The sequence below is a fragment of the Kaistella haifensis DSM 19056 genome, assembly GCF_000735695.2.
Lineage (GTDB): Bacteria > Bacteroidota > Bacteroidia > Flavobacteriales > Weeksellaceae > Kaistella > Kaistella haifensis.
The window spans coordinates 59,430-85,737 of sequence record NZ_JASZ02000001.1 but is presented as its reverse complement, the minus strand read 5'-3'; the positions used below and the strand labels follow the sequence as shown (position 1 = coordinate 85,737).

At 37.0% G+C, this 26,308-nt stretch carries 30 protein-coding genes; 22 read left to right on the top strand and 8 right to left on the bottom strand.

The window, feature by feature from the left end; all coding sequences use genetic code 11:
* Nucleotides 1-75 precede the first annotated feature (75 nt).
* Nucleotides 76-906 (top strand): glutamate racemase, encoded by an 831-nt coding sequence (gene murI, locus AP75_RS00450; RefSeq protein WP_088263374.1) that lies wholly within the window; start codon nucleotides 76-78, stop codon nucleotides 904-906.
* Nucleotides 907-924: 18 nt separating this feature from the next.
* Here murI and rsmD read toward each other — a convergent pair whose 3' ends face one another.
* The gene (gene rsmD, locus AP75_RS00445) at nucleotides 925-1,545 is read right to left on the bottom strand and encodes a 16S rRNA (guanine(966)-N(2))-methyltransferase RsmD (RefSeq protein ID WP_228406768.1); all 621 of its coding nucleotides are present in this window, start codon (nucleotides 1,543-1,545) and stop codon (nucleotides 925-927) included.
* Nucleotides 1,542-2,264 (bottom strand): DUF3822 family protein, encoded by a 723-nt coding sequence (locus AP75_RS00440; protein WP_088263372.1) that lies wholly within the window; start codon nucleotides 2,262-2,264, stop codon nucleotides 1,542-1,544. The genes rsmD and AP75_RS00440 overlap by 4 nt, the downstream gene beginning before the upstream one ends.
* A 137-nt stretch (nucleotides 2,265-2,401) precedes the next feature.
* Between AP75_RS00440 and AP75_RS00435 the strand changes: the two genes are divergently transcribed.
* The gene (locus tag AP75_RS00435; RefSeq protein ID WP_031501452.1) at nucleotides 2,402-2,716 is read left to right on the top strand and encodes a DUF6370 family protein; all 315 of its coding nucleotides are present in this window, start codon (nucleotides 2,402-2,404) and stop codon (nucleotides 2,714-2,716) included.
* 15 nt (nucleotides 2,717-2,731) lie between these two features.
* Here AP75_RS00435 and AP75_RS00430 read toward each other — a convergent pair whose 3' ends face one another.
* On the bottom strand, nucleotides 2,732-3,226 hold the full coding sequence (locus AP75_RS00430; protein WP_031501453.1) for a Smr/MutS family protein: 495 nt from the start codon (nucleotides 3,224-3,226) through the stop codon (nucleotides 2,732-2,734).
* A 247-nt stretch (nucleotides 3,227-3,473) separates the two neighbouring features.
* Between AP75_RS00430 and glyA the strand changes: the two genes are divergently transcribed.
* Nucleotides 3,474-4,742, top strand: coding sequence for a serine hydroxymethyltransferase (glyA, locus tag AP75_RS00425; protein WP_317043818.1), 1,269 nt, complete (start codon nucleotides 3,474-3,476; stop codon nucleotides 4,740-4,742).
* 78 nt (nucleotides 4,743-4,820) lie between these two features.
* On the opposite strand, the gene AP75_RS00420 is transcribed toward glyA, so the two are convergent.
* Nucleotides 4,821-5,387 (bottom strand): hypothetical protein, encoded by a 567-nt coding sequence (locus AP75_RS00420; RefSeq protein ID WP_031501454.1) that lies wholly within the window; start codon nucleotides 5,385-5,387, stop codon nucleotides 4,821-4,823.
* 39 nt (nucleotides 5,388-5,426) lie between these two features.
* Entirely contained in the window at nucleotides 5,427-5,921 is a 495-nt protein-coding gene (locus AP75_RS00415; RefSeq protein WP_088263370.1) for a dihydrofolate reductase, read from the bottom strand.
* 78 nt (nucleotides 5,922-5,999) lie between these two features.
* Between AP75_RS00415 and AP75_RS00410 the strand changes: the two genes are divergently transcribed.
* From AP75_RS00410 to AP75_RS00400, 3 genes are read left to right on the top strand one after another with little or no spacing between them, the layout of a single operon-like run.
* A complete protein-coding gene (locus AP75_RS00410; protein WP_031501455.1) occupies nucleotides 6,000-6,608 on the top strand; it encodes a LemA family protein in 609 nt (202 codons plus the stop codon).
* A complete protein-coding gene (locus AP75_RS00405) occupies nucleotides 6,608-7,036 on the top strand; it encodes a TPM domain-containing protein (RefSeq protein ID WP_031501456.1) in 429 nt (142 codons plus the stop codon). Before AP75_RS00410 ends, AP75_RS00405 begins: the two co-directional genes overlap by 1 nt.
* Nucleotides 7,017-7,832, top strand: a complete 816-nt coding sequence (locus tag AP75_RS00400; protein ID WP_088263369.1) for a TPM domain-containing protein — start codon at nucleotides 7,017-7,019, stop codon at nucleotides 7,830-7,832. The genes AP75_RS00405 and AP75_RS00400 overlap by 20 nt, the downstream gene beginning before the upstream one ends.
* Before the next feature lie 55 nt (nucleotides 7,833-7,887).
* On the opposite strand, the gene AP75_RS00395 is transcribed toward AP75_RS00400, so the two are convergent.
* A complete protein-coding gene (locus AP75_RS00395) occupies nucleotides 7,888-8,247 on the bottom strand; it encodes a bleomycin resistance protein (protein WP_031501457.1) in 360 nt (119 codons plus the stop codon).
* 33 nt (nucleotides 8,248-8,280) lie between these two features.
* Nucleotides 8,281-9,075 carry a head GIN domain-containing protein gene (locus tag AP75_RS00390; protein WP_031501458.1) on the bottom strand — a complete coding sequence of 265 codons (795 nt, stop codon included), beginning with the start codon at nucleotides 9,073-9,075 and terminating at the stop codon, nucleotides 8,281-8,283.
* Between the two features lie 59 nt (nucleotides 9,076-9,134).
* Here AP75_RS00390 and AP75_RS00385 point away from each other — a divergent pair, with 59 nt between their 5' ends.
* The 12 genes from AP75_RS00385 (at nucleotide 9,135) to AP75_RS00330 (ending at nucleotide 19,460) form a co-directional block, all read left to right on the top strand.
* Nucleotides 9,135-11,279 carry a M3 family metallopeptidase gene (locus AP75_RS00385; RefSeq protein ID WP_088263368.1) on the top strand — a complete coding sequence of 715 codons (2,145 nt, stop codon included), beginning with the start codon at nucleotides 9,135-9,137 and terminating at the stop codon, nucleotides 11,277-11,279.
* A 154-nt stretch (nucleotides 11,280-11,433) separates the two neighbouring features.
* Entirely contained in the window at nucleotides 11,434-12,639 is a 1,206-nt protein-coding gene (locus AP75_RS00380) for a pyridoxal phosphate-dependent aminotransferase (protein WP_088263367.1), read from the top strand.
* Nucleotides 12,640-12,733: 94 nt separating this feature from the next.
* Nucleotides 12,734-13,759, top strand: coding sequence for a UDP-N-acetylmuramate dehydrogenase (murB, locus tag AP75_RS00375; protein ID WP_088263366.1), 1,026 nt, complete (start codon nucleotides 12,734-12,736; stop codon nucleotides 13,757-13,759).
* A 58-nt stretch (nucleotides 13,760-13,817) separates the two neighbouring features.
* Nucleotides 13,818-14,621, top strand: a complete 804-nt coding sequence (proC, locus tag AP75_RS00370; protein ID WP_031501459.1) for a pyrroline-5-carboxylate reductase — start codon at nucleotides 13,818-13,820, stop codon at nucleotides 14,619-14,621.
* A 108-nt stretch (nucleotides 14,622-14,729) separates the two neighbouring features.
* Nucleotides 14,730-14,975, top strand: coding sequence for a 50S ribosomal protein L28 (gene rpmB / locus AP75_RS00365; RefSeq protein ID WP_031501460.1), 246 nt, complete (start codon nucleotides 14,730-14,732; stop codon nucleotides 14,973-14,975).
* The gene (gene rpmG / locus AP75_RS00360; protein WP_015806891.1) at nucleotides 14,975-15,157 is read left to right on the top strand and encodes a 50S ribosomal protein L33; all 183 of its coding nucleotides are present in this window, start codon (nucleotides 14,975-14,977) and stop codon (nucleotides 15,155-15,157) included. Before rpmB ends, rpmG begins: the two co-directional genes overlap by 1 nt.
* Before the next feature lie 19 nt (nucleotides 15,158-15,176).
* Nucleotides 15,177-15,332, top strand: coding sequence for a DUF4295 domain-containing protein (locus tag AP75_RS00355; protein ID WP_082423488.1), 156 nt, complete (start codon nucleotides 15,177-15,179; stop codon nucleotides 15,330-15,332).
* A 121-nt stretch (nucleotides 15,333-15,453) separates the two neighbouring features.
* A complete protein-coding gene (locus AP75_RS00350; RefSeq protein ID WP_088263365.1) occupies nucleotides 15,454-16,653 on the top strand; it encodes a CshA/CshB family fibrillar adhesin-related protein in 1,200 nt (399 codons plus the stop codon).
* A complete protein-coding gene (locus AP75_RS14865) occupies nucleotides 16,654-17,514 on the top strand; it encodes an SdrD B-like domain-containing protein (RefSeq protein WP_262488049.1) in 861 nt (286 codons plus the stop codon).
* Nucleotides 17,515-17,522: 8 nt separating this feature from the next.
* Nucleotides 17,523-18,059 carry a hypothetical protein gene (locus AP75_RS00340; RefSeq protein WP_031504610.1) on the top strand — a complete coding sequence of 179 codons (537 nt, stop codon included), beginning with the start codon at nucleotides 17,523-17,525 and terminating at the stop codon, nucleotides 18,057-18,059.
* Nucleotides 18,060-18,164: 105 nt separating this feature from the next.
* The gene (ftsY, locus tag AP75_RS00335; protein WP_031504612.1) at nucleotides 18,165-19,121 is read left to right on the top strand and encodes a signal recognition particle-docking protein FtsY; all 957 of its coding nucleotides are present in this window, start codon (nucleotides 18,165-18,167) and stop codon (nucleotides 19,119-19,121) included.
* A gap of 84 nt (nucleotides 19,122-19,205) precedes the next feature.
* Nucleotides 19,206-19,460, top strand: coding sequence for a GlsB/YeaQ/YmgE family stress response membrane protein (locus AP75_RS00330; RefSeq protein WP_088263364.1), 255 nt, complete (start codon nucleotides 19,206-19,208; stop codon nucleotides 19,458-19,460).
* Nucleotides 19,461-19,523: 63 nt separating this feature from the next.
* Here AP75_RS00330 and sppA read toward each other — a convergent pair whose 3' ends face one another.
* The gene (sppA, locus tag AP75_RS00325; RefSeq protein WP_088263363.1) at nucleotides 19,524-21,278 is read right to left on the bottom strand and encodes a signal peptide peptidase SppA; all 1,755 of its coding nucleotides are present in this window, start codon (nucleotides 21,276-21,278) and stop codon (nucleotides 19,524-19,526) included.
* Here sppA and folK point away from each other — a divergent pair.
* The 4 genes from folK to AP75_RS00305 all read left to right on the top strand — a co-directional run bounded on the left by folK (nucleotide 21,208) and on the right by AP75_RS00305 (nucleotide 26,302).
* A complete protein-coding gene (folK, locus tag AP75_RS00320; protein WP_317043811.1) occupies nucleotides 21,208-21,720 on the top strand; it encodes a 2-amino-4-hydroxy-6-hydroxymethyldihydropteridine diphosphokinase in 513 nt (170 codons plus the stop codon). The two genes, sppA and folK, sit on opposite strands and share 71 nt — an antisense overlap.
* 11 nt (nucleotides 21,721-21,731) lie before the next feature.
* Complete coding sequence (locus AP75_RS00315; RefSeq protein ID WP_031503515.1) at nucleotides 21,732-22,835, top strand: hypothetical protein; 1,104 nt, start codon at nucleotides 21,732-21,734, stop codon at nucleotides 22,833-22,835.
* A gap of 34 nt (nucleotides 22,836-22,869) precedes the next feature.
* Nucleotides 22,870-24,315: an OmpA family protein gene (locus tag AP75_RS00310; RefSeq protein WP_088263362.1), complete on the top strand. Its 1,446-nt coding sequence runs from the start codon at nucleotides 22,870-22,872 to the stop codon at nucleotides 24,313-24,315.
* Between the two features lie 79 nt (nucleotides 24,316-24,394).
* Complete coding sequence (locus AP75_RS00305; RefSeq protein WP_031503512.1) at nucleotides 24,395-26,302, top strand: RecQ family ATP-dependent DNA helicase; 1,908 nt, start codon at nucleotides 24,395-24,397, stop codon at nucleotides 26,300-26,302.
* The last annotated feature ends 6 nt before the right edge of the window (nucleotides 26,303-26,308 follow it).

Here is a 26,308-nt window from a genome sequence, read left to right as displayed (position 1 = left end):
ATTTGGTTGAAGATCGATGGTTTTGTCAAAGAAAACATCCGTTCAAAAACCGTATTTTTGTAAAAATTTTTTCCCTTGAAAAAGAAAAAACAGGATTTCAGCCATCTTTCAGCCAGCCAACCGATCGGTATTTTCGATTCCGGAGTGGGAGGTTTAACGGTTGCTAAGGAAATCAAAAGACTACTACCCCACGAAAATCTTATTTATTTCGGCGATACGAAACATCTTCCGTACGGTGAGAAATCTCGGGAAGCGATTGTAGGTTATTCCACCAAAATCACCAATTTTTTATTGGAAAAGAACTGTAAAGCGATTGTAATTGCCTGTAATTCGGCGACTGCAAATGCGTTGAAAGAAGTTTTGGAGCTGGTTTCAGATCGAGTTCCGGTAATTGATGTGATTAATCCTGTCGCAGAAAAAGTAGCGTATGAAATTCATAATAATGTTGGAGTAATCGCCACAAAAGCTACGGTGAATTCAGGATTGTACAAGAAATCCATTCGTAAACACAACAAATTCATCAAGGTTGACGAGCTCGCAACTCCACTTTTGGTTCCTGCGATCGAGGAAGGTTTTAAAAATCATCCGATTACACATTCAATAATTTATAATTACCTGAGCAATAGTAAATTAAAAAACATTGAAACGCTTATTTTAGGTTGTACACATTATCCTCTGCTCATCGATGAAATTAAGCAGTATTACGGAAATCGCGTTCGTGTAATCGATTCTCCGAATATTGTTGCAAATCAACTGAAAATGATTTTGGAACAGCATCATCTGCTGAACGATAAAAATGCCAAACCTTCTTATCAGTTTTATTTATCCGATCTCACCAAGAATTTCGAAAAAATTTCAAAAAAATTCTTCGGTAAATCCATTGATCTGGAATTGAAAGTTTTGTAAAATTGAATTGAAAAAGATTTAATCTTCCTGAATTTCGGCAGTTTCAGTTTCATTTGGCTTGAAGAAAGAGAAACTCACATTTCCGTATTTTCGGGTGTCGAGCAAGTTCGGATGTTCAAGTTTGGTTCTGCTTTGATGTTCCAAAATAAAAATTCCGTTCTCCTTTAAAAAAGCATTATTTAAAACCAATGCGATCAATTCGTTGTATTTTTTTTCGTCCGTTTCGAACGGAGGATCGGCAACAATAATTTCGTGCAATTTTCGGTTTCTGTTTTTCTTTAAATAATCGAAAACATCGGCGCGCTGTACATTGATTTGTAAACTCATATCGAGTTCTGCAGCAGTAGAATTGATGAAAGCAGCGTGTTTCGGATTCATTTCTACAGACGTCACATTTTGGCAACCACGAGAAGCAAATTCCAAAGAAATCGAACCAATTCCCGCAAAAAGATCGAGTACAGCGCTGCTTCCAATATCAAAACTGAAACGGTTTTCGATGATGCTAAAAAGAGCTTCTTTGGCAAAATCGGTGGTCGGTCTTACTTCGAAATTTTTGGGAGCAGAAATTCTTTTCGATTTCCATCTTCCACTGATAATTCTGTACATAATTAAGGATTGTTGGGTGAGGCGATTGGTTATTGGGCGTTGAGGATAAAATTTTTCTTCGGTATATTGTCGTAAACGATTTTCAGATTTTTCACAAATTTTCTGAGTTCGGAGATAAAGGTTTCGTTTTCAGTGGTTTCGCCATACACCAAAAAGTGGGTTTCATTGATTCCAAATCCTATTTTGCTTAATGTAAACATGATGAAATAAAGAAAATCGACCTCCGAATTCACGTCCAGATTATTGTAAAGCACAATTTTTTTCTGATTCAATGCGAAAAATTCACATTGATTATGATACAAATTGATATGAATTTCTTTTTGGTTTTTCGGATTGATGGTGTTCAAAAATTTTTCCCCCGAGAAATTAAAGTTTGTTGCAACGTTCAAATCTTTAATTAATTGATAATAATTTTTAGGAAAAGTATAATAAAACTGAACTCCAAATTTCTTGTTCACGGAAAGCATTAATTCTTCATTTTCTCGATCTACAGGCGCATTATAGCCAATTAAATCATAACCCAGGTCGTGTTGCGAAAATCCTTCCGGCATCAAAGTGAAATGATTTAAAGCTGAAAAAACAGCAATTTCCTTGAAATTTTTATTGGCTAAAACTTTAGCAAGATGATCGGCGATATCATTTTCCGGAGTTTCTTCGGTTACAAAGAAAGATTGTTCCTCCGAAACATTTCTGTTTTTGGAAATCTGGTATTGTAAACCATCTTTGGTGAAAAGAAGAGAAAGCTTTTGCATAATTTTTTATCGACAGCAAATTTAATAAAAAAATAGGAGTATGTCCTGATCTGCCGGATATTGATGAAATTCAGGTGGTGAAAAGGCATTTTTTTTTATAGTTAAATATGCTATTTTTACCAAAAATAATTTTGAAGATGAAAAATTTATTGTTCATGATTTTGCTTTTTGCAGGAATCAGTGTTTTTTCTCAGTCCAAACAGATCAAACAAGTTGTAGATGTTGCTTGCGGACAATGTCAGTTTAAAATGAAAGGCAAAAAAGGTTGCGATTTAGCAGTGAAAATTGGTGGAAAATCGTATTTGGTAGAAGGAACTAACATTGATGAGCACGGCGATGCACACGCAGAAGAAGGCTTTTGCAATGCCGTTCGAAAAGCTGAAGTGATCGGAACAATTAAAGGCGATAAGTTTGTAGCGACTTCATTCAAGTTGTTGCCGAAGAGTAAATAATTTTTTGAGCAAAACTTATTTCAAAGTTACCAAGATGCTTCCCCGTTGATGGTAGAAAAAATCGTGGTCGTCGAATTCCAAATTGGATTGCCCGATTAGGTAATCGTGTACCATCTTTTGTAATACTCCATTGCCGATTCCGTGGATGATTTCTAATTTTTTCAAGTTGTTTTTCCGGCAGAAATCCAGCGTTTCTACCAATTTTTCTTTTTGCATGAAAATTCTTTCAAAAGCATCATAATCCGCTGAGTTTTTTACCAAATTTTCAAAATGTAAATCGAGCACCAGATGTTTTTTGTGGTGTTTTTTGGAAATGGGTTTTGGATTTTCGGCTTTTATAACCGTTTTCACCAAGTCGTAAATTTCGGGATTTTGTGGCACCAATTTATTTTTTTTAAATTGATGAGTGAAGCCGTGTTCATCTTTGAAAACCACGATTTCCCCCTTCACGGAAGTGATGGTTCCTTTTAAATCTTCATCGATTGCCGCTACTTTGTCGCCGATTTTCATGGTGAAATGTTCTTCGTGCAAAAATACAAATTAAGATGAACGGGCGGAAATTTTGAGAAAGTATTGACTGACCACTTTTCACGAATTTAAATTTCTTGAAGAGTTAAAAAGTGCTTTATTGCTGAAAAATGATTTCAAATACATGAAAAATCTTTAAGGCCTTTTCGTGAAAAATGACTAAATTTGAAACCATTAATGCAAGAAAATCTGCAGAAATTTTAAACCACAAATATTTAATTTAATTATCATTATGGATCCAATTTTTGACCTTATAGAACAGGAAAGACAAAGGCAAACCCACGGCATTGAACTCATCGCATCAGAAAATTTTGTTTCGGAAAATGTGATGAAAGCTATGGGCAGCGTATTAACCAATAAATATGCTGAAGGGTATCCGGGAAGAAGATATTATGGTGGTTGCGAAGTGGTAGATGAGGTTGAGACTCTCGCTATCGAAAGAGCAAAACAACTTTTCGGGGTAGAATATGCCAATGTGCAGCCTCATTCAGGTTCGCAAGCCAATGCAGCGATTTATTTGGCAGTTCTGAAACCTGGAGATCAGATTTTAGGATTGGATTTGTCCATGGGAGGTCACCTTACGCATGGTTCTTTTGTAAATTTTTCCGGAATTCAGTACGGAGCGAATTTTTTTGGAGTGGACCGTGAATCTGGGCTGATCGATTACGAAGCGATGCGCCTGAAAGCATTGGAAGTAAAACCGAAAATGATCATCGCAGGGTATTCTGCTTATTCCAGAGATATTGATTTTAAAAAATTCCGTGAAGTTGCTGATGAAGTAGGGGCAACACTTTGGGCGGATATTGCGCATCCAGCAGGTTTAATTGCCAAAGGATTGCTGAGCTCGCCATTCGAACATTGCCATGTAGTAACTACTACCACCCACAAAACCCTTCGTGGACCGAGAGGTGGATTGATTATGATGGGCAAAGATTTTGAAAACACTTATGGTCATCAAACTCCAAAAGGTGAAACTAAAATGATGAGTGCTGTTTTAGACAGCGCTGTTTTCCCTGGAATTCAAGGCGGTCCGTTGGAGCATGTCATTGCTGGAAAAGCAGTAGCTTTTGCTGAAGCGATTGATGATAAATTTGAAGTTTATGCAAAACAAGTTGTTGCAAATGCCCAAGCTTTAGCGAAAGCGATGATTGCAAATGGTTTTGATATCGTAAGCGGTGGTACGGATAATCACCTGATGTTGGTTGATCTAAGAAACAAAAATGTTAACGGAAAAGAAACCGAAAAAGCATTGGTAAAAGCCGACATTACTTGTAATAAAAATATGGTTCCTTTCGATGATAAATCTGCGTTTACCACTTCTGGAATTCGTTTGGGAACTGCTGCGATTACGACCAGAGGATTGAAAGAAAACGATATGGAAGTGATTGCAGGATTGATTAATGATGTGGTGATGAACCTTAAAGACGAATCGGTGATTTCCGGAGTGAGACAAAAAGTAAATGAATTAATGAATTCAAAACCTTTGTTTCAATACTAATTGATAAAGTTTTAATACATTTTAAAAACAAAAAATCCTGAAGCAATTCAGGATTTTTTTATTGAAATTCATGAAAAATTAAGAGAATTTCCCTCTTTGTCTCATGTTCGGGTTGTGCATGTGTTTCTGCATTGATGGCATTTTCAACTGATCTTTCATCATTTTGATTTGGTCGGTCATCATTCCCGCAGTGTCCAATCTTTTAGCTTCTTCCAATAGCTTGCTGGCTTCTTGTTTTCTTCCTTTTTGCATCGCTCCTGCAGCAATATTCAAAGTGGCCATTGCGCGGTCGTGCTTCATGTTTAAACCGTATTCTAGCGCTTTTTTCATGAAAGGTTCCACTTTCGAAGGATTTTCCTGAGCCAGGGTTAACCCTTGAAGATAGTGGAAATATCCATACTGGGATTTATGAAGCTGCGTTTCGAAATTTGTGATTTTACCGAGCCATTGCGCAGCTTTTGCCATATTTTGTTTTCTTAAATACCAGAAAGCGGCAAGGATGAATTCGTTCTTATAAAATAATAAGATTGGAATTGCGGATAAGATTACGACCACGATTCCCCAACCAATATTTCGGTTCATCATCAGATAAATTCCAGCGGCAATCATCAATGCGGCGATTACGAATTTTATGTATTTGTTCATTATTTAATTTTTTTGAAGTGCAAAGATAAAAATAAGATCTTAGTTTTCAGACTTTCTGACAAATGTTTGGAAACAGAAGTCGTATTCGTTCTGTTCGTCTTTTTCGTGGTAGGTTTCTTGTGTTTTTTTCCAAATTTCCTGGTTAATTTTGGGGAAGAAAACATCCGCTTTCAGGTTTGCTTTCACTTGAGTGATTTCCAATTGATCGGCAAGATCGATGGTTTGTTCATAAATATTACCACCTCCGATGATGAAAATATTTTCATCCATTTTTTTTGCAAACTTTATGGCTTCTTTGATGCTTCCTACAATTAAAATACCTTCCTGGAACCAATCTTTTTTTCTGCTGACAACAATATTGGTGCGGTTGGGAAGTGGTTTACCGATACTTTCATAAGTTTTTCGTCCCATGATGATCGGGTGACCGGTGGTGATTTCTTTGAAATGTTTGAGATCTTTCGGAAGATGCCAAAGTAGCTGATTGTCAGCACCGATTTCATTGCTTAAGCCCATGGCTACTACAATTGTTGTCATTTTTTTTAAATTTTTACAAATTTAGTACATAATTTGTATATTTGGGTACCGAATAAAAAACATTAAAAATATTAAACTATGAAAAACAGAGGTTGTATGAGCGCTGGAACCATTGGTATCGCTCTTCTCGTTATTGCTGCAGTATTATTTTTCTGGGGTAAAAATGGCTATAATACGTTTACCACCAAAGAACAAAATGTAAACACCAAGTGGTCGAATGTAGAAACCGTTTACCAAAAACGTGCGAACTTAATTCCGAACCTTGAAAGAACCGTGAAATCGTATTCACAATTTGAGCAGGAAACTTTAAGAAAAGTGATTGAAGCCCGTTCCAAAGCAACATCAATGACCATTGATCCAACCAATATGACGGAAGCTGATATGGCGAAATTCCAGGCTGCACAAGGCGAATTAAGTGGTGCACTCAGCAGATTGATGGCAGTAGTTGAAAGTTACCCAAATTTGAAAGCAGATCAGCAATATATCAATTTCCAAAGAGAGTACACCGCGATTGAAAACAGCATCAGATCTGAAACTGTTTATTACAACGAAGCTGTTCAGGATTACAATACTACGATTAAAACTTTCCCGAATAATATTCTGGCCAATTTTACCAACTTTAAAGAAAAACCATATTTCAAAGCAGCTGCCGGAGCGGAAAAAGCACCTGAAGTATTCACCAATTAATGAGTAATTTTCTAACAGATTATCAAATGGCTTCCCTCGTGGAAGCCATTCAAACCGCCGAAGATCATTCCACCGGAGAGATCAGGATTCATATTGATTCCACCACTGAAGGAAATAACGCAGAAATTGCCTTTGAAGTTTTTAAAAAACTTTGTAAAGATCAAACAGCTGAGCGGAATGCGGTACTTTTTCATGTGAATTTCGAGCAGCATTACCTCACGATTATAGGAGATGCCGGAATTCATGCGAAGGTTCACCAGAATTTCTGGGACCGATTGCACGATAAAATCACTCAGGAATTTGTCAAAGGAAATTATTTCGAAGGACTTAAAAATGCAGTGCTCGAAACCGGTTTGGAACTTAAAAAACACTTCCCGATTACGGGAAAAAATCCCAATGAATTGCCGAATGAGATTACCTTCTCTTAAAATTTTTTTCGCTCTTTTGTTTCTTGGCTTAAGTGTAATTGCTTTTGCTCAATTGGTACCGAAAAAACCTGCAGTTCTTTATCCTGTTTATGATCAGGTAAATCTTTTGACAGCGGCCGAAAAAGAGCAACTCAACCAGAAACTAATCAAGTTTGCCGACTCAACTTCTACTGAAATTGTAGTGATCATTATCCCAAATTCCGGCGGCGAGGACGTGAATTACCTTGCGACTATGTATGGCGAAAAATGGGGAATTGGTGAAAAAGAACAAGACAATGGAATTGTTTTTCTGATTGCCACGGAAGATCAAAAGATGGCAATACAACAAGGTAGAGGTGTAGAAAAATACCTTACTGCGTCAGTTGCCGGCCAGATTTTAGACTATATCGTTACGCCCAACTTCAAACAGGGACTTTGGTATCAAGGCATCGATCGTGGTACAACTGCGTTGATGGAAGCTGTTCAGGGTAAATTTAAGCCTATAACGAAAGAAACTTCAGATCACGAAGGATTAAGCGTTTTACAAATTTTAGTGATTGCTTTCTTTGTGTTTTTGATTCTGAGCTTTTTATTCGGAAACAAGGGTGGAGGCGGCAGAAACAATAATGACGACGATGAAGATGTCATTTTATCCCGACGCGGAAGAAGGACTTATCCGGGAGGATTTTTCCCTTTCCCTGGAAGCTTTGGCGGCGGATTCGGCGGTGGTGGTTTTGGAGGCGGATCAGGAGGCGGATTTGGTGGCTTCGGCGGAGGCGGAAGTTTCGGAGGGGGTGGAGCTTCTGGTGGATGGTAATTGTTTCAATAAAAATAAAAAAAATCAGTCGCGAAGTGACTGATTTTTTTATGAATTAATCTGAAGATTGTCCGAAAGTAAGCAGGTTACCATCTGGATCCAGAATTGAAAATTCTTTCTGTCCCCAAGGTTTTTCTTGCAATTTTCCGTTAGGATGAATATCAATTTGTTTTCGGAGGAAATCTTCGTACAAAGATTCAATACCATATGTTCGAATGTAAACTTGTCCATAATTTTCCAACGGATTGATGCTTTCAAACAAGAAAAAATGCAACTCGATCTGGTCTTTTTTAATCATCAAATATTCATTAAAATCAACCGCTCCAATTTCCTCAAAATCCAACGAATTGATATAGAAATTTCGGGTAATTTCCTTATTGCGCATAGGAATTTTTGGATGAATGTGGGTCAGCATAAAGTCGTTTTAATTATAGAAAGCCATCAAAAATTATTGGATAGATATACTTCCGCCGCTGCTTTCTTTTTGGCTAATGATGTTTAGGTTTCCTTTTTTAATCACAGAAATATCTCCCGAAGAACTTGCCGATGCATTTAGTTGTCGGCTTACCGAAACGCTTACGCTTCCGCTGCTCGAAGCTTCAATTTCTGCGTTTTCGGCGATCACATTTTGTGCGTTTAATGTTCCGGAGGATGATGCGTCTAACTCTGCATTTTTTGTTTTTCCTGAAATTTTGATGTCGCCGGAAGAATTTACTTCTGAACTTAGATTTACTGCCCAGATTTGTCCGGAAAAAGTTCCAGAACTTGAAACCTCGATCGATAAATCATTCGCTTCCAAATCGCCGGAGATTTCTGCGGAACTCGAAACTTCAATATCGGTTTTGTCTTGGGTAAATTTGTCTTTAATCTTAATGTCTGCCGAAGAACTTGCTTCGATTTTCGAAAAATCTTTCGCGAAAATTTTAGCAGCGACATTTCTCGCTGAGATATTTACATTAGGTTTGAAATGAATGTAAAGTTTTCCGTCGGTGTTTTCTACTAAGATATCATCAATAATATCGCTTGGAGCGCTGATCACCACTTTTTCTTGATCAGATTTCACCACTTCTGCCGAAATAGATTGAGCAACTTTGATCTCATCGAAATCTTTTACAAATTCTTGGGTTTTGATGATTCCTTGTCCTTCTTTCGGAGCAAAGTTAAAGGAGATTCCGTTGTCGGATTTTTTATCGCATGACATTACAAAAATTGCGACAGAAGCAGAGATTAAGAATGATTTCATGAAAATGAGTTTTTATTTTTGTTTAAATTTAATACCTTTACTTCAATTACAGTTTAAAAATGAAAAATATTACATCCCTATTATTAATTTCTTCTTTGGCGATGAATACCGCTTGTACCACAATGAAAAATACAGAAGCACAATCCACCGAGATTCCGGCTCCCGACGCTAGTTTGGCAACAAACCCTTTTATGAAAAAAAGCAGTTTGCAGTATCAAGCACCGGAATTCGACAAAATTAAAGACGAAGATTTCAAACCTGCTTTCGATTATGGAATGAAAGTTCAGCTCGCGGAAATTGAAAAAATTGCGAACAATACTGAAGCTCCAACTTTTGAAAACACGATTCTCGCATTAGAGAATAGTGGAGAAATATTGAAAAGAGCCCAAATTGTATTTTATAATTTGACAGGTTCCAATACCAATCCAGCTTTGCAAAAATTGGAAGAAGGATATGCTCCAATTTTCTCAGGTTTGAGCGATAAAATTTATCTTAACGAAAAACTCTATTCGCGAATTAAAGCCATTAAAACTGATGGTTTAGGTTCTGAAGAAAAGAGAGTTTTGGAATTGTACAAAACAAATTTCGAAATTGCCGGGGCTAATCTTTCCGAAGAAAATAAGGAAAAAGTAAAGAAAATTAATGAAGAATTGGCAACACTTTCGACTCAGTTTTCTAATAAATTATTGAATGCGAGAAAGAATGGAGCAGTTTTAATTTCTGATGTGAAAGAACTTGACGGTCTTTCCGCCGACGAATTGGCTGCCGCAGCCGCAGATGCAAAAGCTGCAGGGTATGAAGGAAAATATTTGCTCACTTTGATTAATACCACACAACAACCACTTCTTCAGAATTTGAAAAACAGAGCGACAAGAGAAAAACTATTCAAAGCATCTTGGTACCGCGCGGAAAAAGGAAATGCGGATGATACCAGAAGTATTTTGGAGAGACAGGCAAAACTAAGAATGGAAAAAGCGCATCTTTCCGGGAAAAAATCTTTCGCCGAATGGAAACTTCAGGACCAAATGGCAAAAACTCCGGAAAATGCAATGAATCTTTTAGCACAACTCGCAAAACCAGCTGTAGAAACAGCTAAAAGAGAAAGCGATGAAATTCAAGCGTTGATCGATCAGCAAAAAGGTGGCTTCACGGTAGAACCTTGGGATTGGAATTTTTATTCTGAACAAGTAAGAAAAGCAAAATATGACCTTGATGAAAACGAAATCAAACCTTATTTTGAACTATCGACTGTGTTGGAAAAAGGGGTTTTTTATGCTGCGGAGAAATTCTATGGAATTACCTTCAAAGAAAGAAAAGATTTGCCGGTTTATCACCCGAATGTAGTGGCTTACGAAGTTTTCGATCGCGACGGAAAATCCATGGCGTTGTATTATCTTGATTTCTACACACGAAGCAATAAAAATGGTGGCGCTTGGATGAGTAATTTTGTTGAACAATCGCATTTGCTGGGTCAAAAACCGGTGATTGTGAATGTATTTAATTATCAAAAACCAGCTGAAGGAAAACCATCACTGATTTCTTATGATGATGTTTCTACAATGTTCCATGAATTTGGACATATTTTGCATGGTCTTTTTGCAAACCAGAAATATGTTTCGATTTCCGGGACCAATACGCCAAGAGATTTTGTTGAATTTCCTTCGCAGATCAACGAGTTTTTTGCTTTGGAACCTTCAGTTCTGAAAAATTATGCACTTCATTACCAAACCAAAAAGCCAATGCCACAAGCTTTGGTTGAGAAGATAAAAAAAGCTGCTTCTTTCAACCAAGGTTATTCTACTACCGAGTTGGTTTCTGCAGCGACTTTAGACATGAATTGGCATTCAATAATCGACGAATCTCAAATGAAACCAACTTTGGAATTTGAGAAAGAAGTTTTAGCCAAATATGGTTTCAACTTGAAGCAGGTTCCACCGAGATATCATACGCCTTATTTCGCGCACATTTGGGGCGGTGGCTACTCTGCAGGTTATTATGCATATATGTGGAGTGATTTGCTGAATGCGGATGCTTGGGATTGGATCACCACTCATGGCGGAATGACGCGTGAAAACGGAGATCGTTTCCGAAAATACATCCTTTCTGTAGGGAATTCCGTGGATTTAAATCAAGCATATAAAGATTTCACCGGTAGAACTCCGGATATCAAACCTTTGTTGAAAAATAAAGGATTTATCAAGTAATCGAATTAATTTTGAATTAATGATTTCAAAAACCGTTCACTATTCCTGGACGGTTTTTTATATTTTAAAAGGAGAAAACACATATTTATCACTTTAAAGAAAAGGAATTTTATTGCTCCTAAAATTTTCTTATTTTTGAGGCAAATTCAACATAATGCCGAAAATTTCTCATCGAGCAGAAAATATGCCTGCTTCACCTGTAAGGAAATTAGTTCCGTTTGCGATCCAAGCAAAGCAAAAAGGGCTGGAAGTTTTTCATTTAAATATCGGTCAGCCCGATATTGAAACTCCTGAAACAGCACTGAATGCAGTAAAAAACAACCATTTAAAAATTTTCGAATACGCCCTTTCTGAAGGCAACATCGAATATAGAACTGCGTTGAAAGATTATTATCATTCCTTGGGTTTTGAGGATCTTAACACAGATAATTTCATTGTAACCAACGGTGGTTCGGAAGCTTTGAATTTTGCTATTTCTACCCTTTGTGATGATGGTGATGAGGTGATTATCCCGGAACCTTACTATGCGAATTACAATGGTTTCACGAATGCTTTCAACGTAAAAGTTGTGGCGGTTCCCTCAACCATTGATACTGGATTTGCGCTTCCGAAAATTGAAGAATTTGAAAAGAAAATTACCTCCAATACCCGCGCTATTATCATTTGTAATCCCGGAAATCCTACCGGTTATCTTTACACAAAAGAAGAATTGCAACAACTCGCAGAAATTGCTTTGAAACACGATATCGTGATAATTTCCGATGAGGTTTATCGCGAATATGTGTACGATGGAAAACAGCAAACTTCGATGTTGGCTTTCCCAGAAATCGCAGAAAACTGCGTTATCATCGATTCTGAATCGAAACGTTATTCGATGTGTGGAGCGCGAATTGGTTGCATTATTACCCGATCGAAAAAAATCCATGATGCAGCGATGCTTTTTGCACAAGCACGGCTCAGTCCGGTGCTTTTGGGACAAATTGCCGCAACTGCTGCTCACCAAAATGACAGCGCTTATATCATGAAAGTGCGCGCAGAATATACGCACCGAAGAAATGTTTTGGTTGATTTGCTCAACGGAATCCCCGGAGTGATTTGTCCGAAACCCAAAGGTGCTTTTTATTGTGTAGCCGAACTTCCGGTGGATGATTCCGATAAGTTTGCACAATGGCTACTGGAGCATTATTCAAACAACGGACAAACCATTATGGTTGCGCCAATGAGCGGTTTTTACAGCAATCCGGAACTCGGAAAAAAACAAGTACGAATTGCTTATGTTTTAAAAGAAGCAGATTTGCGAAGAAGTGTAGAATTATTGGAAGACGCGCTTCAGAAATATAAAATCGAGTTTAATTTTTAGTCGATGAGAACGGGCTTTAGCCCGTTTTCTAATTTATAAAACAGGTTTTGGCTTTAGCCGAAAATTATTATTTGAGTTGAAATATTTTAAAAATATGACCATCCAAGAAAATTTCTCATTAAAAAACCACAATACTTTCGGAGTTGATGTTTCGGCTAAATATTTCGCGGAAGTTACTTCTGTTGAAGAATTATTTGATGTTTTAAAAAACCATCAACCATCAACCATCAACCATCAACCATTATTCTTGGGAGGAGGAAGCAATGTTTTGTTGACCAAAGATTTTGGCGGATTGGTTATTCAATTAAATTTAAAAGGAATTTCTGAGGAAATTATCGACGATAATACCGTTTTGGTTATTGCAAAAGCTGGGGAAAACTGGCATCAATTTGTACAATATTGTTTGAATAAAAACTACGGAGGATTAGAGAATCTCTCGCTGATTCCAGGAAATGTAGGCACTTCACCGATGCAAAATATCGGAGCTTATGGCGTGGAAATCAAAGATCGTTTTGTAAGCTGCAAAGTTTTAAACCTGGAAACATTGGAGATTGAAAATTTCACCAATGAAGAATGTAAATTCGGTTATCGCGAATCGTTTTTCAAAAGAGAAGGAAAGGGAAAATACGTGATTTTGGAAGTGGCGTTTCACTTGACCACGAAAAATCATTCTGTTAAAACAGAATACGGAGCTATATCTTCTGAACTGGAAAATTTAGGAATTCAGAATCCTACGATTCAAGATGTTGCAAAAGCTGTAATTGCTATAAGACAAAGCAAATTACCCGATCCGGCAATAACTGGCAATGCAGGGAGTTTTTTTAAAAATCCCTGCATTCCTTTGATGCAATTTAATGATTTAAAGCAAAAATTCGAACACATTCCAGGTTATCCGAACGGAGATTTAGTGAAAGTTCCTGCAGGTTGGCTGATTGAACAATGTGGCTGGAAAGGCAAACAAATCGGTAATGTTGCTTCGCACAAATTGCAGGCATTAGTGATTATCAATGCGACCGGTGAGGCTTCGGGAAAAGAAATTTTCGATTTTTCAACGATGATTATTGATTCGGTGAAGGAAAAATTCGGAATTGAACTTGAAAGAGAGGTTAACATTCTTTGACAATATAGTCGAAAAGTAATTTGAAAATTTTTATGGTATCGCAAATTCTATTAAAACGATGAAAATAACCATTCTGGGAGCCGGGAAAATGGGGATTTCGTTTGCGAAATCTTTTTTAAAATACGAACTCATTAAGCCTGAACACCTCCATTTAATTACCAGAAAAAAGAGCAACATTCCGCGGCTTACAGAAGAATTTCCGGGATCAAAGATTTCTGTTTTTTATGAAGATGTTATAATCGATTCCGATTTGGTGATTATCGCTGTCAAACCACAAGATTTTCAGCTTTTGATGGAAAATTTTTCATTTCAATGTAAGGAAGATCAGATGATCCTTTCTATCATGGCGGGGATCAAAATTAAGCAAATTCAAAAATTTATTAATCACAAAAAAGTAGTTCGTGCCATGCCTAATTCCCCGACAATTCTCGGAATGGGAATAACCGGATATAGCGTTGCGGAAGGGATTTCTTTCAATGAACTGATGTCGATTGAAAGATTACTCAACGCTACTGGCCGCTCCATATATTTGGAAAATGAGGATCTTCTGGATAGCGTCACAGCACTTTCCGGCAGCGGACCAGCGTATTTTTATTATATTGTGGATGCTATGATCAAAGCAGGAGTGGAGATGGGAATTGATGAGAATCTTTCGAAACTTTTTGTCAAGCAAACCATGCTCGGAGCCTATCATTTAATTAATAATTCCGAAAAAAACCTGGAGCAACTTATTGAAGATGTTGCTTCAAAAGGTGGGACAACCGAAGCAGCATTGCAGGTCTTTGAAAGAAATCAGCTGAACGAAACGATACAGAAAGCCATATTAGCTGCGGGGAGAAGGTCGAAGGAGTTGAGCAGATAGTGATTTTAGAAATTTATAAATAATTAATTCATAAATATTTGTCTATCTAAAATTTTCTTTGTTATTTTGCACTCTCAAATTATAAGTAGTAATAAAGAACATCGAGATATGTCAAGAATTTGCCAAATAACAGGAAAGCGTGCCATGGTTGGAAACAATGTTTCTCACGCTAATAACAAAACGAAGCGTCGTTTTGAAATTAACTTATTGGAGAAGAAATTTTACCTTCCGGAGCAAGAAAAATCTGTAACCCTAAAAGTTTCTGCGCACGGATTGAGAGTTATCAACAAGATTGGTATCGAAGAAGCATTGGAAAGAGCAACTAGAAACGGATTTATAAAAAAAGATAAGTAATGGCTAAAAAAGGTAACAGAGTACAGGTGATTCTTGAGTGCACCGAGCACAAAGAGACTGGTGTAGCAGGAATGTCAAGATACATTACGACAAAAAATAAAAAGAACACTACTGAGAGATTGGAGTTGAAAAAATTCAATCCTGTTCTTAAGAAATACACCCTTCACAAAGAAATCAAGTAATTTTTTAAAATAATAAAAAATGGCAAAGAAAGTAGTAGCAACACTTCAGGGTGGAGCAGGGTCTAAAAAAATGACCAAAGTTGTGAAAATGGTAAAGTCTCCTAAAACCGGAGCCTACGTTTTCGAAGAAAAAGTAATGAACGCAGATGATGTAGATGGTTATTTGAAAAAATAATTCACATCATAACTTCTTATAGTACAATCCTAAAATATAATTTTAGGATTGTTTTTTTATTGGTCAAAAATAATTAATTTTGTTTCGTTATTTTTAACTAATATAAACACAATTAAATTCGGTGAAAAAAAATTATTTATTACTCGGTATTGTAGCGTCAGGATTTTTCTATGCACAAGTCACATCTACTGGCCGACCTGCCGCACTAAAATCTACTTCTGGAACCGGTTTGCACCATAAGCGTATTTGGTGGATCAATTGGGACCTTAATAACAATAAAGCTGCAGGAGATAATCTGGTGAACGGTGCTACAACGACTTTTGTTTCACCGGCTGGGTTTACCTATAAAGCTACGATTTCAGATGTAAAAGTATATACCGGAGCAACCGCCGCGAGTCCTATCGGAACTCAAATTACTATCGGAACAAATTTTGTCCTTAATGCTAATGTTCCAAACAGCTGGAGTGGAAATAACTTTCCTACTGCATATTCCGGATTCAAAAATTTCACAACTAATCCTTCTACCGCAGTAGCAGACTCGAATGCTGTTATTACAACCGACAACCTGTATGGCAGTGTCGGGGGCGGTAACCGAGTTACTTACCGCCTTACTGTAGAAGCGACCGATCCATTGGGAGTTAAGGGCAATGCAACAGGAATTGTGCTTGCAGGTTCTGAATCATTGAATGGTACTGGCGAATGGTATTCACTTTCGGCGCCGCAAGGACGAATAAGGTATATTGATAAATATATTCGATCTACCGCATTTTGGAATAATTATTCTGTACAATTGAAAATTTCTAATGCTGGAAAAAAGGTTTTTGTAACCAACCCAAATGGTGGAGACACTCGTGGCGATGCGATGCTTTTTGCTGAAGGTGTGCCATACGTTGATGCTGAAGTAAAAGGTGGCGGAGGACAAAGTATTGCCATCGGATTTTTAGAAGAATTAGATTATTCCGATGCTCCACGGACTTATGGGATACCATACCACTTATTTGAAAATAAATTTAGAGGAGGATTATTTCCAGATGGAAATAAAACTTTAAGTACGGAATCCAATGTAAATGATTATGCATCGCCGGTAGGGAAAATTGCAAAATTCTACGATCCAACCCTTCGATTGGGAGCTACTATTGACTCAGAAGATAACCCGATACTTTCTTTGCCTGCAAATAGTACAAATATGCCAAATCCCAATTATGATGATTTAAACGGGAACGATGAGGATGGACTCAATTCACGCACTTCAACTGTAAATGGTTTTATGAAGGTTGAATACGTGAACATTTCACCCTTAACCTCATATATGTCTGTTTGAATTGATGCGGACAAAAATGGGACTTTTGACAGTACAGAAAAATTAGTGAAAACCATACCTGCCAACAAAACAGGAAATGCAATCTTCGATTTATCCGCATTAGGTTTAGCTCCTGGGAGTTATTATACCCGTATCCGTTATAGTTCTAATCCTAATTTAGGTCCAACTGGCTATGCTTCCGATGGAGAGGTGGAAGATCATTTGATTAAAGTGGACAGAAACTACTACAATATTTTGGGAACGATCTACCAAGATAACAACGGCGTAATACCGGACGGAACCGCGATGTATAATGTTACAGTAAATCTCTACGATGTTACTGGGAACCTGGTTGATACCACGCTTTCTAATTTCGAGGGCCAATATATGTTTACAGGATTAACTGGTGGAAATACTAAATACACCGTAGAAGTAGTTGCCCCATCATCCTACCAACATGTTTCTTCCACAGATACAACTCCATTGGACGGTATAACTGAAGTATCGGTGATAGGTCAAAACGTAACAGAGGTTAATTTCGGTCTGTACTTCGATCTTTGTTATAAAACCCCACCTGTAATTACCGGAGGATTGCCAACTAATCATGGAATCACCAATCTCGGTAGAGCTGGAAAAGATAATGGCAATTGGCCGATGATAAGAACCGGAGCATGGACTGCTTTAGAATCTAAAACTAAAGGATTTGTAATCAATAGGGTTGCGGCGAACTTTGAACCGCCATTAGATGACGGACAAATACCGGCTATAATCGAACCAGCGAAAGGAATGATGGTTTATGACACCACTAACCATTGTTTAAAAATATACGATGGAGTCGCTTGGAAGTGTTTTAATGTTCAATCTTGTCCACCCATAAATTAATATAACAGATGAAAAATATACTCACACTAGGTTTTCTTATTATCTGCACTTTACATTATTCGCAAGTAGCTATTGGAAAAGCTTCCGTAAGCAATACAACATCAATATCTTTGGAATTTGGTAATACTGCAGCCAAAGGACTTTTGTTACCTTGGGTAACTAATGAAACGGCGGTTACAGGAGCGGTACCCGGAACAATGATCTATGATTTGAGTGACAAAAAGGTAAAATATTATAAATACGACGAAAGTAAATCATCCAATGTTTGGTTCGATCTTTCTGTTGATGGTTCAGGCGCTGCTGATGATTCTGCACAGAGATTGCTAACTGAAAATACAACCGCAAGAACCAGGATTGGTACTCTGAAATCAAGAAACGTTCCCGGTATTTTGGTATTGGAAGATGTTAATAAAGCAATGGTTTTGCCTTTGGTAGACAAATATAGTTCCATCATTAATCCGTCTCCCGGAATGATGGTTTTCGATACTACCAATAATATGCTTTGCTTTTTTAATGGAACAAATTGGTCATTTTGGAAAGAATAATTTCATTCGACCTAATCTATTTTCAACTATCCAATTTTTGGGTAGTTTTTTTTTATCTTTGCTATGATTTAATAGCACTGATACAATCAGAAATAAATTTCGATAATGAGTTGGTTCAAAAATATATTTAAAAAAGAAGAAAAGGAAACTTTAGACAAAGGGCTCGAGAAATCGAATCAGGGGTTTTTCGAAAAGATTTCCAAAGCGGTTGTAGGAAAATCGAAAGTTGATGATGAAGTGCTGGATGATCTGGAAGAAGTGTTGATCGCTTCCGATGTTGGTGCTTCTACAACGATAAAAATTATCCAAAGAATTGAAGACCGAGTTGCTCGTGATAAATTTGTGAGCACAGATGAACTTGATGCTATTCTTCGTGAAGAAATATCCGGATTGCTTTTGGAAAATCCCCATTCAGGATCAGGAAATATCGATGATACCAAAAAACCTTATGTGATTATGGTTGTTGGTGTAAACGGTGTAGGCAAAACGACGACCATTGGTAAGTTGGCACATCAATTTAAATCAGAAGGGAAAAAAGTAGTTTTAGGCGCTGCAGATACTTTTCGTGCGGCGGCTGTGGATCAATTGGTGATTTGGAGCGAAAGAGTAGGCGTGCCCATTATTAAACAAGGAATGGGTTCCGATCCGGCTTCTGTTGCTTTTGATACCGTACAAAGTGCTGTAGCTAGTAATGCGGATGTTGTAATCATCGATACTGCAGGAAGACTTCACAATAAAGTGAATTTAATGAATGAGCTTACCAAAATCAAAAGAGTGATGCAAAAGGTAATTTCTGATGCGCCACACGAAATTCTTTTGGTTTTAGATGGTTCTACCGGGCAAAATGCATTTGAACAAGCCAAACAATTTACAGCAGCTACAGAAGTTAATGCATTGGCAATAACCAAATTGGATGGTACTGCGAAAGGAGGTGTGGTGATTGGGATTTCTGATCAATTTCAAATTCCGGTAAAATATATCGGTGTTGGCGAGAAAATGACAGACCTGCAATTATTTAATGGAACGGAATTTGTAGATTCATTTTTCAGAAAACGTAATTAATACCAAACATCTTGTTTTAATTACTTTTTCTGCTAATCATTAGGAAAACCAAATACTAAATATTAACATTAAAATTTTAAAACTATGGGTATTTTAACTTGGATCATTTTTGGTCTTATCGCAGGTGCAATCGCTAAATTAATTATGCCAGGAAATCAAGGAATGGGTTGGCTAATGACTATCATTTTAGGTATCGTAGGTGCATTCGTAGGAGGATGGATCGGTAGTATGCTCGGTTGGGGAACTGTAAACGATTTCGACTTTAAAAGTATGCTTCTCGCTGTAGTAGGTGCTTTGCTAGTCCTTTGGATTTACGGAATGGTTACCAAAAAAGCATAATAAAAAATTATTCTAAAAAAACCGGTTTGAATTTTCAGACCGGTTTTTTTATGTTTTTTTTGCTTAAAATTTCACTTGATAAGGCATTTCCATCATCACCTCGCTTTGCAGTTTCGGATTGATGATTTGTTCGAAAATCTTATAATTCTCTTTGCCTATTTTATTTTTAATGAGTTTTGTTGAGATTTCGTTTTCTTCCATGTCCTTGAATAATTGCTCGAACTCACTTACTTTTTTTGGATAGGATGCAACATTGAAATTGTTTAATTTAACTTGTTTTGCAGCATAGTTAATTGCATCGTTTAAAGTTCCCAATTCGTCAACCAAACCGATTTGTTTTGCTCTCTTTCCACTCCAAATTCTTCCACCTCCAACTTCATCAATTTGTTCGAAAGATTTTTTTCTGTTTTTCGAAACAAAATGCACAAATCGTTTATACGTCTGTTCCACACTTTTCGTCATTATTGCGACACCGCCCGGCGTAATTCCGTTCAATGGCGAATACATATTCGAATTGGCGTTCGTATTTACAGCGAGAGAACTTAATCCGTTTTTGTTAGCAAGTTCTTTAAAATAAGGAATCATCCCGAATACACCGATTGATCCTGTAAGCGTATTTGGTTCGGCAAAAATTTTATCTGCCGCCATTGCGATATAGTAGCCGCCTGAAGCCGCATAGTCACCAAAAGAAACTATAACAGGTTTTTTATTTTTCAATTGTTGCATTTCAAACAAAATTTCATCTGATGCGTTAGCGCTTCCACCTGGGGAGTTTATTCTGAGAACTACCGCTTTCACTTTGTCGTTTTCTGTTAATTTTTTGATTTCTTTCACGAAATTTTCCGAATATATCTCATCGTTTCCTTCACCGTTATAAATCGCTCCGGATGCGTAAAGAACCGCAACTTGGTTGTCTTTTTTAAAATTATCTTTACTGAATGAGCTGATGTATTTGCTGAAAGATATTTTGTTCAGTTTGTCATTTTTCTTTAGGTTGATTTTTGCTCTAATGAAATCATCGTATTCGGTTTTCTGCATTAATCGATCCACAAGTCGATGCTGAAGACTTAAATCTGGAATAATTCCATACAAACTATCGACTACGGTTCTAAATTGAGCTGTATCAATTTTTCTGGAATTTGCCATTTTCGTGGAATTTCCGCTCCATAAATCATTCAGCATCGTCGAAATTTGTTCTTTATTTTCGGGCGACATATCGTCTCTCAAGAAAGGTTCTACAGCAGATTTGTATTTTCCGTGACGGATGACTTCCATTCCGATTCCGTATTTTTCAGCGAAGCTTTTCATGTAGAGAACTTCAGTGGTCATACCTTTAAGTTCAATTCCTCCGGATGGATTTAGAAAGTATTGATCAGCAACTGAGCCTAAATAGTAGGCCGATTGCGAAACAGAATTTCCATAAGCGTACACAAATTTTCCGCTTTTTTTGAAATCTTCTAATGCATTTCGGATGTCGTCAAGTTGGGTCATTCCGGCCATTATTCCGTCGGTTTCTATACTGATTCCTTTTATTTTATCATCGGATTTTGCCTTTTTTATGGCTTCCAACATTTCGTAGATAAGAATGTTTTTTTCTTTTTCATTAAATGCAAATATATGGCTGTTGTCCTCTGTAGGACTATCGATTACCTTGGTTTTAAAGTCTAAAGTAAGGACGGAATTTTCTTTTACTTTGGCTATTCCATTGTCGCTAAATGCACTTACGGCAAGCAAAGTAATCAAAAACATGAAAAAAATTGCAGCAATAAACATAATTGCAACTATATTTGCTAAGACATTTTTAAAAAAACTTCTCATAAAATTTATATTTTGCAATATGTCGCAGCATACAGTCACTTTGTTACTCGGAAGTAACCTCGGAAATCCTGAAGCTAATTTGCAAATTGCGCAAAAACTCATAAGTAGCGAGATAGGCGAAATTTTAACAAAAAGTAAAATATTACATTCTGAGGCCGTAGAATTTGTCAGTAACTATAATTTTTGTAATATTGCATTGGTGCTAAAAACACAATTTTCGCCTGTGAAACTTTTGAATTTGATAAAAAAGATAGAGTTGGAAATGGGAAGAACAGCAGATTCTGCAGTAACAAAAGGATATACGGACAGAATTATTGATATTGACATTGTGTTATTTAATGATTTGAAATTTGAATCTAAGCGGTTGCAAATTCCTCATTTAAAGCATTTGTATCAGCGCGAGTTCTCAAGAACATTGTTGGAAAGTATTAAAACACATTAAAAACATAAAGTATGAAATTAGGTTTATTATTATCATTAACCCTACCACTTGTTTTTTATGCTCAGGATCAAACACCTGTTTCAGCAAAAAATGATTATCCGAATACTTTTTCCAGCGGCTCTGCCAATGTTCAAAAGTTTGATAACTCAGCAAGAAGGTTTAATGACTGGGCGGTTTCCGTCGGTGGAGGGGCGGCTATAATGCTGCATTCGGACTTGAGGTCTATTTATGACGGCAAAATCAACAAAGGTTGGAACGCTTATGTAAGTTTAGACAAGCAAATTTCCCACACTTTTGGTCTTAGTTTGCAGTATCAAATGGGTAAATCAAACCAGCAAGGCCAATTGCCAGGAGCAGAAGGCGTAAAAGCTGGGGTCGCTAATGCTTGGACAAAATATCAGCAGATTTCAGTCCTTGGCGATGTTAATTTTTCTAATTTATTAAGAAGAGTTGATAATACTTCCCCGTACAGATGGGCACTTCATGGATATTTAGGAATGGGATTCCAAGGGTATGAAACATTGCTTTTGGATAACGACGTTTCTCAATATGCACCTCGTACCTTCCCGATTGCCGTTGATCAAAAGCTAGGTGTTGCGTCTTTCGTTATACAAGCTGGAGTTGGTCTCAAATATAATTTATCAAAATTATTAGACGTTGAGTTGAGATCAATGTATATTATGAGTGGTGACGAAGAGTTCGATGGTGGTGGAGATTTAAGAGAAACCGGACATCCAAGAATCAATTACAACCTTATCAATGATTCATATAGCGACAATTTGCTTACCGTAAATTTAGGCCTATCATTCAAATTGGGGAAACATCCGTCTCATTTAGCTTGGCATGATCCGTTGCAGGAAGCTTACTATAAAACTAAATTCTTGGAGGAAACTCCTAGCGATATAGTGGTTTGCGAAAAAGGAGATCAAGATAATGATGGAGTGTGTGATGATTGGGATCGCCAGGTTGATACACCTGCGGGAGCCAGAGTAGATGGTGCTGGAGTAGCACTTGATATGGATTTAGATGGAGTCATCGATTTATATGACAAGTGTGTTACAGTGCCTGGACCTGTAGAAAATAATGGCTGCCCAGCCGGAACAGTATTTAAATAATAAACATCATTTTTAACTTATAAAAATTAAACTTATGAAACTAAATTTAGCAAGCTTCGCATTGGCATTAGCAATTCCTACTGCTATGTTCGCGCAGGACTCAGTTGCGGTTTCAACTGGAGGTTATCCTAATACATTTACTTCAGGATCAGCGAACGTTTCTCCATTTACCCAAGAATCTAAAAGATTTAATGATTGGGCAATTTCTGTTGGTGCTGGTATTCCATTGGTACAGTCTGCAGATTTAACATCAATCAAAAATGGAAATGGTAAAAATGTATTTGGTTATTCCGCTTACTTAAGTGTTGATAAAGCAATTACCCATGCTTTTGGATTAAACCTTCAATACGATAAAGGTGAAACCAGACAAGGTTGGTTCAATACCAAAACCGATAATGCAACTGGTTCAGGTTATCAGGATGTAGGTGCAAGAACTCAGTACGATGCTATTTCACTATTAGGAGATATCAACTTCTCAAATTTATTAAGAAGAGTTGATAACAAATCTCCTTTCAGATGGGCTCTTCACGGGTATGCCGGAATCGGAACATTGGCTTATAGATCTTATTTGGAAGATGCTTCAGGACAAAGACTTATGACAGAGGTTAAACCTTTTAAACTCGGTTCTATGTTTGGACAAGCTGGTGCTGGTGTAAAATATAAAATTAATCGAAGAATCGATGTAGAAGGTAGAGTAATGTATTTCGTAACCGGAGATGATGAATTTGACGGTGGAGGAGAACAATACAGCAGCATCAATAAGAGAGAGGATCAAATCTCTGATAACTTCTTCAACGCAACTTTAGGACTTTCTTTGAAATTAGGAAAACACGAATCACACTTGATGTGGCACGATCCGTTGCAGGAAATTTATTACAAATTAGATGTTTTGGCTGATAAAAACCAAGATGTTGAAGTATGTAAAAAAGGTGATGCAGATAACGATGGAGTTTGTGATGATTGGGATCGCCAACTTGATACTCCTGCTGGTGCAAGAGTTGACGGAGCTGGTGTTGCTTTAGATACTGATTTAGACGGTGTAATCGACCTTTACGATAAATGTGTAACTGTTCCAGGGCCGGTAGAAAACAACGGTTGCCCTACCAATTCTAGCTCAACAGTTTCTGATAATACAAGAACTTTGGAAGGAATTGAATTTGATTTAAATTCAGATAGAATTCTCCCATCAAATACTCCTATTTTGAACAGCGCAGTAAATTATATCAATTCTTCAAATGGAACTTATAACGTAATCGGAGCGACTGATACCAGAGGTTCTGATGCGTATAACCAAAATCTTTCTGAAAGAAGAGCCAACACTGTGAAGAATTATTTAATCCAAAATGGTGTAGAATCAGGTAAATTAAACGCAATCGGTAGAGGTGAAAAAGACCTTAAATATCCTGAATGCGATCCAGCAACCAAATGTCCTGAATGGAAAAACAGAGCAAACAGAAGAGTTTACTTCGAAGCAAAATAATTTTCCCATACTTATAATTAAAGCTGCGCTTTGCGTGGCTTTTTTTGTTTTATGAAGTTAGATTCAGTAATTTTACTCCATGATTTCTCAACAAGATTTTCAGCAACTCAAATTTCAAACCCTCAAGCATTTTTGGGGGTACGATAATTTCAGAGATTCGCAGGAAGAAATCATTAATTCGGTTATTAATCGGAAAGATACTTTGGCACTTTTACCCACTGGTGGTGGAAAATCTTTATGTTATCAGTTGCCCGCACTTTTGTTGGAAGGAACTTGCCTGGTTATTTCGCCGCTTTTGGCATTGATGAAAGACCAAGTTTATCAATTGAAAAATAGTGGAATTGAAGCTGAATATTTATCTTCCGAATTAGATGAGTTTGATGCGGAAGTTATTTTCAACAGATGTAAAGATGGTTTAACCAAAATTTTGTATGTCTCTCCGGAACGTCTTACCAATCGGGTTTTTCTGCAAAATCTCGAGGAAATTCAAATTTCTTTTATTGCGGTAGATGAAGCACATTGTATCTCGGAATGGGGACAGGATTTCCGACCGAGTTATCAGAATATCAAAGCTTTTCGGCAGGATTTCAATAATATTCCTTGTTTGGCACTTACCGCAACCGCGACTCCTCAGGTTTTGCGGGAAATTCAGCTGAAACTGAACCTCAACAATCCGGTATTGTTTCAGAAAAGTTTTAGGAGAACCAATATCAAAATTATATCAGATAAAATTTCAGATAAATATCAAAGAGTCTTAAACCTCCTCAAATACAACAATTCTACCGGAATTATTTATGTAAGAACCAGAAAGGAAGCCGAAGAACTCACCCGGTTTTTGCAAAGAAATCAGATTTCCAATGTCGATTTCTTTCACGCAGGATTGCCGGTTAAAGAAAAAAACCAAAAACAGACGAACTGGATTAATAGCAACAACCAGGTTTTGGTTTCTACCAACGCTTTCGGGATGGGGATTGACAAAGATAATGTGCGTTTTGTAATCCATTTTTCGCCGCCGCCGTCGATTGAAAATTACTATCAGGAAATCGGTAGAGCTGGGCGGGATGGATTGGAATCTCACGCTTTTCTTCTTTGGAATGAACAGGAACTTTCGGATCTCGACAGTATTCTTCGTAACCAAATTCCTTCAAAAAAGGAGTTTTATGATATCGTTTCTTATCTGTATTCCAGTTTTCAGGTTGCTGAAAACGATTTGCCGGAGACTGTTTTCCAACTTCAGGTGCAGCGAATTCAGAACTTTACGAAAGCTTCAATGGCTAAAATTAAAAATGTTCTTAATTTTTTACACGTCCAGGAAATTGTTTTTTTTAACAATAATAAATCCCGCTCATCTTTAGAATTAAAAATTGCGCCAGACGACATCGATTTGCTATCCAAGAAAGACGCTTATTTTATTGAACTGTTGCTCAGAAATTATTCCGGACTTTCATCTCATAAAATCATGTTCAGTGAGATGACGATGAGCAAAAAAATCGACGTTGATGTTTTTTTAATTAAACAAAGAATTAAAGAACTTCAACAAAAAAACTTTTTGGAATATATCGATGGCGCTTTGGCGAGTATTAAATTTTTAAAACATCGAGACGACCGAGCAATAAGCGGAAAATACTGGAATCTTTTCGAACAAATTCAGAAAAATAAGTTGCAAAAATGGGAGGAAATGAAATTCTTTCTTCAGGATTCCGATTATTGTAAAATGAAACTGATTTTGTCTTATTTCGGGGAGAAAAATGTGAAAAATTGTGGACAATGTTCCGTTTGCGAAAGCCAAAAAGAAAGCGTTTTCGGAAGGGATATTTCTCGAGAAATCATTGAAATCCTGAAGCAAAAACCTTCCAATGTTGAAGAAATCGCCATTAAATTAAACTACTACAAAAAGGAAAATATACTAGAAAATCTGATTCATCTTTTAGATTCTGGTGAAGTCAAAATGCTCAATTTCCGTACTTATGCGTACAGAACTGAGTGATAATTT

What these genes read in the sequence shown, in the direction of transcription:
- AP75_RS00395 (WP_031501457.1), bottom strand. Translation starts at nt 8,247, where the DNA reads ATGCTGACCCACATTCATCCAAAAATTCCTATGCGCAATAAGGAAATT.
- murB (WP_088263366.1), top strand. Translation starts at nt 12,734, where the DNA reads ATGACCATCCAAGAAAATTTCTCATTAAAAAACCACAATACTTTCGGA.
- AP75_RS00310 (WP_088263362.1), top strand. Translation starts at nt 22,870, where the DNA reads ATGAAACTAAATTTAGCAAGCTTCGCATTGGCATTAGCAATTCCTACT.
- AP75_RS00435 (WP_031501452.1), top strand. Translation starts at nt 2,402, where the DNA reads ATGAAAAATTTATTGTTCATGATTTTGCTTTTTGCAGGAATCAGTGTT.
- AP75_RS00315 (WP_031503515.1), top strand. Translation starts at nt 21,732, where the DNA reads ATGAAATTAGGTTTATTATTATCATTAACCCTACCACTTGTTTTTTAT.
- AP75_RS00305 (WP_031503512.1), top strand. Translation starts at nt 24,395, where the DNA reads ATGATTTCTCAACAAGATTTTCAGCAACTCAAATTTCAAACCCTCAAG.
- AP75_RS00405 (WP_031501456.1), top strand. Translation starts at nt 6,608, where the DNA reads ATGAGTAATTTTCTAACAGATTATCAAATGGCTTCCCTCGTGGAAGCC.
- AP75_RS00440 (WP_088263372.1), bottom strand. Translation starts at nt 2,264, where the DNA reads ATGCAAAAGCTTTCTCTTCTTTTCACCAAAGATGGTTTACAATACCAG.
- sppA (WP_088263363.1), bottom strand. Translation starts at nt 21,278, where the DNA reads ATGAGAAGTTTTTTTAAAAATGTCTTAGCAAATATAGTTGCAATTATG.
- proC (WP_031501459.1), top strand. Translation starts at nt 13,818, where the DNA reads ATGAAAATAACCATTCTGGGAGCCGGGAAAATGGGGATTTCGTTTGCG.
- AP75_RS00430 (WP_031501453.1), bottom strand. Translation starts at nt 3,226, where the DNA reads ATGAAAATCGGCGACAAAGTAGCGGCAATCGATGAAGATTTAAAAGGA.
- AP75_RS00420 (WP_031501454.1), bottom strand. Translation starts at nt 5,387, where the DNA reads ATGAACAAATACATAAAATTCGTAATCGCCGCATTGATGATTGCCGCT.
- AP75_RS00355 (WP_082423488.1), top strand. Translation starts at nt 15,177, where the DNA reads ATGGCAAAGAAAGTAGTAGCAACACTTCAGGGTGGAGCAGGGTCTAAA.
- rpmB (WP_031501460.1), top strand. Translation starts at nt 14,730, where the DNA reads ATGTCAAGAATTTGCCAAATAACAGGAAAGCGTGCCATGGTTGGAAAC.
- AP75_RS00415 (WP_088263370.1), bottom strand. Translation starts at nt 5,921, where the DNA reads ATGACAACAATTGTAGTAGCCATGGGCTTAAGCAATGAAATCGGTGCT.
- AP75_RS00390 (WP_031501458.1), bottom strand. Translation starts at nt 9,075, where the DNA reads ATGAAATCATTCTTAATCTCTGCTTCTGTCGCAATTTTTGTAATGTCA.
- AP75_RS00385 (WP_088263368.1), top strand. Translation starts at nt 9,135, where the DNA reads ATGAAAAATATTACATCCCTATTATTAATTTCTTCTTTGGCGATGAAT.
- AP75_RS00410 (WP_031501455.1), top strand. Translation starts at nt 6,000, where the DNA reads ATGAAAAACAGAGGTTGTATGAGCGCTGGAACCATTGGTATCGCTCTT.
- AP75_RS00330 (WP_088263364.1), top strand. Translation starts at nt 19,206, where the DNA reads ATGGGTATTTTAACTTGGATCATTTTTGGTCTTATCGCAGGTGCAATC.
- AP75_RS00380 (WP_088263367.1), top strand. Translation starts at nt 11,434, where the DNA reads ATGCCGAAAATTTCTCATCGAGCAGAAAATATGCCTGCTTCACCTGTA.
- AP75_RS00400 (WP_088263369.1), top strand. Translation starts at nt 7,017, where the DNA reads ATGAGATTACCTTCTCTTAAAATTTTTTTCGCTCTTTTGTTTCTTGGC.
- AP75_RS00340 (WP_031504610.1), top strand. Translation starts at nt 17,523, where the DNA reads ATGAAAAATATACTCACACTAGGTTTTCTTATTATCTGCACTTTACAT.
- folK (WP_317043811.1), top strand. Translation starts at nt 21,208, where the DNA reads ATGAAAAAAATTGCAGCAATAAACATAATTGCAACTATATTTGCTAAG.
- rpmG (WP_015806891.1), top strand. Translation starts at nt 14,975, where the DNA reads ATGGCTAAAAAAGGTAACAGAGTACAGGTGATTCTTGAGTGCACCGAG.
- ftsY (WP_031504612.1), top strand. Translation starts at nt 18,165, where the DNA reads ATGAGTTGGTTCAAAAATATATTTAAAAAAGAAGAAAAGGAAACTTTA.